This window comes from Pelatocladus sp., assembly GCF_059505505.1.
Window position 1 is genome coordinate 33,900 of the sequence record NZ_JCACKS010000231.1, and the last position, 6,689, is coordinate 40,588.

The following is a 6,689-nucleotide window of genomic DNA, read 5'->3' on the forward strand; positions in this document are numbered from 1 at the left end:
AAACGTTTCTAAACTCTAATCACCGAGAATATAATGCAAACAATGTTATGAGATTTGGTTTCATAGATGTTTTCAAAGATTGATACTTAGATCCTTCTAGTATATAAAACAAGAGTGAATTACTGAGAGTATCAGATACAGTGTTTTTCAGGTGAATGAAGTACACAGGTAGAGATATAAGTAAGCCTTTACGCCCTTAAGAGAATCTGTACCTCACCAAGTTGCAACTACTGTAAATATATACTCCTATACTTTTAACTGTTTGACAATACTTTGAAGCCGTTATCTAAATTTTTAAGTAATCTATTTAGCTACCAATAAATAACTATTCAGGATTTCTTTGACAAATAGAACTGTGAATTTGCTGAAATGCTATTATTTTTTAATACATTGTAAGAAAACATACTTTTAATTTTTGCATTCAAATCTATGTATTGCTGAGTTTATAGAAATTTAAAAGAACTCAAGAGATCAGGGGATCATTCACAATTTATACTAATATCTCTATGTATTAATTAAAGTTTTATAAATTTTTAGAGTAGTAGAATTATCTCTAAACTGCTCACTAAAGACAAAAGTATAATTAAAAATCTAAAATTTTCTTTATCCAGCAAGAGATACAAATAATTTGAAGAAAAGGGTATCAAATAATTTAATTAGCAAATAAATTCTTAATATAATGTAAGTATTGTAATATCTGATATCAATTATATGGCTTAAGTATTGACAGAAAAGTAAAAACAGGGGTACATTTTTCAGTAGTTAAAAATGAATAAGTAAATAATCATACTGTAAAGAGTATGTCACTTAATAAAACCTAAAATAAGCTCAATATCCTATACTGCATAGTTTCGTTTTAGTGACTAAAGCCGTGACAGACTTTCATCAATTTTTTAGCTGATTTGGCGACAGATCTATTGTTTTGTTGTTACCTATTCTTGATTCCCTGTTTTCAAAGATGAACTTAATTTTGCTCAACGATTTACATGGGTAAGTAATTGTACACAACAATTAAACCATTGTTTTAACAGGCTTTTGAACTTATACAAGTATATTTGCAAGGCTAACTTCTGTGTAAATGTGGCTCCTCAACTGCTCCCAATGATATGAGTGTCACTTTCTGTGCTTCTGTCAAACCTTTAACTCCCTGGATATTCATTCCCTCATAGAGTTGATCTGCTTTGAGGGTTTTAAGGTACTCCTTTTTTTCCAGATTCCATAACTTAATAGTTTCATCTGCTGCTCCTGCACTGGCTAGTGTTTGACCGTCTGGGCTAAAGGCGATCGCCATCACCCATTTTTTATGTCCTTGAAGGGTTAGTAATCTTGTGCCTGTCGTAACATTCCAAAGTTTAACCGTACAATCAGTACAAGTAGTTGCCAAGGTCTTACCATCTGGACTAAAGGTGATTGCCAAAATCCAATTTTGGTGTTCTTGGAGTATATGAAGACATTTACCTGTGGTTGTATTCCACAGTCTGACAGTACCATCTACACTACCAGTGGCGATAGTTTGTCCATCTGGACTAAAGTCAACACACCAAGCCCAACCACTGTGTCCTTGTAGAGTTTGACAGTACTGTCCAATAGTTGTATCCCACAACTTTACGGTTTTATGAAAGGAACCAACCGCTAATTTTTTCCCATCTTGGCTCAAAGCAATAGACTGAACCACATGCTCTGAGAGTGTTTTCAATATCTGACCTGTTGTTATATTCCAAAATCGAATAGTTCCATCATGGCTACCACTGATTAATGTATAGCCATCTGGACTAAAAGAAGTTTTCGATACTGTTGCTGCGTGTCCCCACAGGACTTGGAAGCAGTAACCATGTGAAACATCCCACAGTCTGATAGTTTTATCGGCACTACTGCTTGCTAGAATGCGACCATTGGGACTAAAAGCAACAGAAGTGACTAAATCCGTATGTCCTCGAAAGGTTTGACACTTCCCTTGATGCAAGTCCCAAAGTCTTACCATCCTGTCTTCACTGCCAGTAGCCAGCATTTGCCCATCTGGACTGAATGTAATAGACGAAAACCAGTTCAACCGCCCTTTAAAGGTGCGGATACAGCTACCACTGGTAACATCCCATAGCTTTAAAGTCTGGTCATCGCTACCACTTGCCAGTATGTTTCCTAAAGGGTTAATAGCAATCGTATACACCGAATTTTTATGTCCAAACAGCGTCCGGACACACTGCCTTAAACTGAGATCCCAAAGTCGGATGGTACGGTCTAGGCTGCTGCTGGCAAGCATGTTTCCTTCACCAACAAAAACAACAGAAAAAACAGCATTTGTATGTCCTGTCAATATGCCAATGCATTCCCCACTGTTCACATCCCATAGTCTCACCGTTTTATCTAGACCGCAGCTAGCTAGTCTAGCACCATCAGGACTAAATGCTACAGATCTAATACAATCTGTATGTCCTAATAGCGTTGCAATGCAGTGACCTGTAGTTATATCCCACAGTTTCACTGTAAAGTCATCACCGCCGCTAGCAAAAATTCTGCTATTGGGACTCAGAGCAATCGCCCAAATGGCATCGTTATGTCCCTGGAAAATGCGACAGCACTTATCAGTGTTGAGATCCCACAGGCGGATTGTATGGTCAGCATTACCGCTAATTAGCAGATCACTATTGACGAAGCAAACAGCATGAACACCTCCCATATGACCAGACAACGTTTTAATACACTCTCCAGTAGCAACACTCCACAATAGAATGATCTGGTCTTCACCGCTACTAGCAAGGATGTCTCCCCCCGGATTAAACGCTAAAGACCAAAGAAATCGCATTTGCCCCTGACAAGTCAAAAGTTGTTGACCTGTGTTTGCATTCCATAAGTAAATTTCGTAATTAGAATGACCTGAAGCTAAAAGCTTGCCATTGGGGCTAAAAACAACGGACATTGTTGGGGCAAAGATGTTGGCAAACACTGAGTTCTTCAAGTCTGCACCAGCAAAATTAACTTGCTGTAAAGGAGTATCTTGTAGATAAGCCTGTCTAATTGTTAGATTGGAGAGGTTGTAACCTGTTAAGTCAGTTTGGAGACAAATAAGGAGGTTGAGGATGTTGCCACCAATATACCCCGGTTGATTTGGAGCTTGAACTTGCAAAGTAGACAGCATTCGCCTGAGACAGTCTTTGATTGCTTTTTGGGTTCCCAAGGTTCTTAACAATTCATTAATTATAGGCTGGAGAATCAGTTGAGCTTGAGCAGTCCTGACATAATCCTTTGCATCTGCCTTAATCAAGGCGTGTGTGTTGAAGAGGTATTTTGATGTTTGGGCTGGGGAAGGTGGAGCTTCTTCTGGGGATAAGAAGTAATCAATATAGGGTTTTGTTCCCATTTCCCTGACAATTTCCGCACAAATTTGCTCAATCAGACAATAAATCACATACTCCATAACTACAGGTTGGAGAGTGAATCGAGTAGGTGTCTCACCTGAGCTAGTTTCAATCAGACAACGTCTTACCAAAGACTCTAACGCCTCCAATAATTTCGCTGTAGATAAAGACAAAACCAGATCCAACTGTAAATCTGCTATGGATACTGGCTCCCGATTAATTGCTAACCAGTACATCAAATCTCTCTCTAATGCAGACAAACGTTTAAACTGCTGCTCTAAGAGGTTGCGAATGTCACCAAAAACTTTAGTATCTTGGGCAAGAAATTCAGCAATATCGCAGTTAAACAAGTCTTGAATAGTGGTTGCAATCATCTTCAAAGCCAAAGGATTGCCGTCATAGCGTTGTATCAGTGTTTGCCAATCCGCTTCTGAACCACGAAAACAATTTTGAGTTCTAAAGATTTCTAAGGCATCACTGATATTCAAGCCCTTCAAATGCAATGACTGAACATAGAGTGAGCTAGTTTCAAGAAAGGCAATTTCTTGAGGCTTTTCTCTAGAAGTCAGTACGAGCGTACTTTGATGAACTGTTTCTCCCACTTGCTTAAGTAGTTGGCCGTAAGCTTGATAATCCTCTTGGTAGTGTCCAGTTCGCTCACCGCTTATAAAAATTGACTCAGCATTGTCTAATAACAAAAGACAACGGTGTTTCCGTAAATACGTCATCAACTGCGAAATGCTATCACTGACTCTTTCTGGCAGACTGATTGCCTGACCTTGAGAAAAGAACTGGAGCAGGTTAGCCAGCAGTTCTTTGACGGGTGGATTGTTACGGAGTGATTGCCATATCACATACTCAAAGTGATCTTGAACAAGGTTGACTAGTTTTACAGCTAAAGAGGTCTTGCCAATTCCTCCCATACCCAGTATTGTAAGCAGACGACAGCGGTCTTGTAGCGTCCAATACTGTAATTTGGCAAGCTCTTCGCTACGTCCTTGGAAGAAAGAAACATCGATAACTTCGCCCCAGTCTATTTGATTGTAGATTGTGGATTGTGGATTTTGAATTTCTCCCTGATTTACCCTGACCAAATATTTTGTGTAGTCACTCAAAGTCAGTTGTAAACCAAAGGTTCTAAAGCAGCGTTGTAATGTGCGTTTATCTAAGCCAATATTACCTTTTAACACTTTGGAGATAGTTTTGGGGTCGAGCCCGATGCGATCACTCAAATCTTCTAGGGTATAGCGGACTCCATTGTTCTGTAAAATTTCTGTTTCACGAATCTTGGTTAACAGACGCTCTAATCCCACAGAAGTGAGAACAATACCACGTTGGCGTTTTTGCTTTTCTTGGATCATCATACTTTTAATTGACAAAAACGACATTTGCTTAGTGTCGTTATAAAAGCTGTTTTATCCCTTAATCTAGCGTACGTGCTTAATTTCCTGTTTAACTTCCTGCTTAAGTTACCTATTTTCCCTGGTTTAAGATTATCACAAAGGCGATAGTGCCATTAGGAAAGCTTAGGGAAATTCTTAGCTATGGCAAAAATTGAAACTAAAACTGAACCGATGGTGATCAACTTTGGTCCCCATCATCCTGCCATGCATGGGTGCTTCCGACTGATTGTCACTTTAGACGGAGAAGATGTGATCGACTGTGAACCCGTCCTTGGCTATCTACATCGGGGCATGGAAAAAATTGCCGAGAACCGCACCAATATTCAGTATGTCCCTTACGTGAGTCGTTGGGACTACTATGGCGGAATGTTTAATGAAGCAGTCACTGTCAATGCTGTAGAGAAACTGGCAAATATTGAAATTCCTGAACGTGCCAGCTATATTCGGGTCATCATGCTAGAGCTAACCCGGATTAATAATCATTTGCTATGGTTGGGACCCTTCATATCTGATATTGGTGCACACGCCCTCTTCTTTTACACCTTGCGTGAACGCGAAATGATTTTAGACCTGTTTGAAGCTGCTACTGGCTACCGCATGGTCAACAACAATTATTTTCGTATTGGGGGTGTTGCTGTTGACCTTCCCTATGGATGGGTGGATAAGTGCGAAGATTTTTGTAATTACTTTCTACCTAAAGTTGACGAGTACGAAAAATTGATTACTGATAACCCCATTTTCCGCCGTCGAGTCGAAGGAATAGGCACACTCAGCCGCGAAGAAGCAATTAACTGGGGGATATCTGGCCCTATGCTTCGTGCTTCTGGAGTGAAGTGGGATTTGCGAAAAGTTGATCACTACGAATGTTACGACAATTTTGATTGGGAGGTACAGTGGGATACAGCAGGAGATTGCCTTGCTCGTTATTTAGTGCGGATGCGAGAAATGCGGGAATCAGCCAAGATTATCAAACAGGCACTTAAAGGATTACCTGGTGGTTCTTACGAGAATCTAGAAGCTAAACGTATGACATCAGATCGCAAATCAGAATGGAACGAGTTTAATTACCAATTTATTGCTAAGAAGGTTGCACCAACTTTCAAGATTCCTAAAGGCGAAGTTTATGCACGGGTCGAGTCAGGCAGAGGAGAACTCGGAGTTTATCTAGTTGGCGATGACAACGTTTTTCCTTGGCGATGGAAGATTCGCCCAGCAGATTTCAACAATCTCCAAGTTCTACCCCAATTAATACGTGGACGAAAAGTAGCTGATATTTTTGTCATCCTGGGAAGTATTGACTTGGTCATGGGTTCTGTAGACCGTTGAACTAGCTATAATTTTTGTACTTAGAACCTGATTTTGTTTACCTAAAGCAGAAGTGATGATAAAGTATATTACATAACCTTTAACAGGGGGTTAGTAGTGTTAATTGCGTGAAATGATTGAAAAATTTCCCCACATGAGGTGGTTTTCGTCCCTGTTGTGGATGAAAAAACAAAGAGGGGGCATTGAATATAGATATTCTGAATAAGTGTCAAGATACTTGAGACTGCAACACTCTTCTGAGAAACAGAAGTATTTCTTGAATTATATTTTGCACTAGCTTCTTTATTGCAATCAAAGTCAGGTGGCAATGCAGAAATTCGCTCTAATCCTTATCTTTACGTTGTGGATATTGTACACCCTATGATTGTTGAGAATGGTGCAAGATATCAACTTACATCCATTGGGGAAGCGATCATTTTCCAAATGGATGTAAAGAAACATTTCTGTTTCTTAGAATCAAGCGCAATGGCGGCACACCATCCGCGATGAGTGAAAGAAACAGTAAACAGGCGACCTACTAGGTGTTTTGACATCTAAAACCAAGGTTTCACTAGACCTCTTGCAAAATTATTTTATGGTATAGTTAAGGGTTTTGTATCATGTA

Annotated in this window: 2 protein-coding genes; one reads left to right on the forward strand and one right to left on the reverse strand. The window is 39.5% G+C overall.

All coding sequences use genetic code 11. The features are described 5' to 3' along the window. Window positions 1-1,063: 1,063 nt before the first annotated feature. Window positions 1,064-4,720 carry an NB-ARC domain-containing protein gene (locus AC5JMK_RS22515; protein WP_495911073.1) on the reverse strand — a complete coding sequence of 1,219 codons (3,657 nt, stop codon included), beginning with the start codon at window positions 4,718-4,720 and terminating at the stop codon, window positions 1,064-1,066. Between the two features lie 180 nt (window positions 4,721-4,900). Here AC5JMK_RS22515 and AC5JMK_RS22520 point away from each other — a divergent pair, with 180 nt between their 5' ends. Further along, window positions 4,901-6,085 carry an NAD(P)H-quinone oxidoreductase subunit H gene (locus AC5JMK_RS22520; RefSeq protein ID WP_053457700.1) on the forward strand — a complete coding sequence of 395 codons (1,185 nt, stop codon included), beginning with the start codon at window positions 4,901-4,903 and terminating at the stop codon, window positions 6,083-6,085. The last annotated feature ends 604 nt before the right edge of the window (window positions 6,086-6,689 follow it).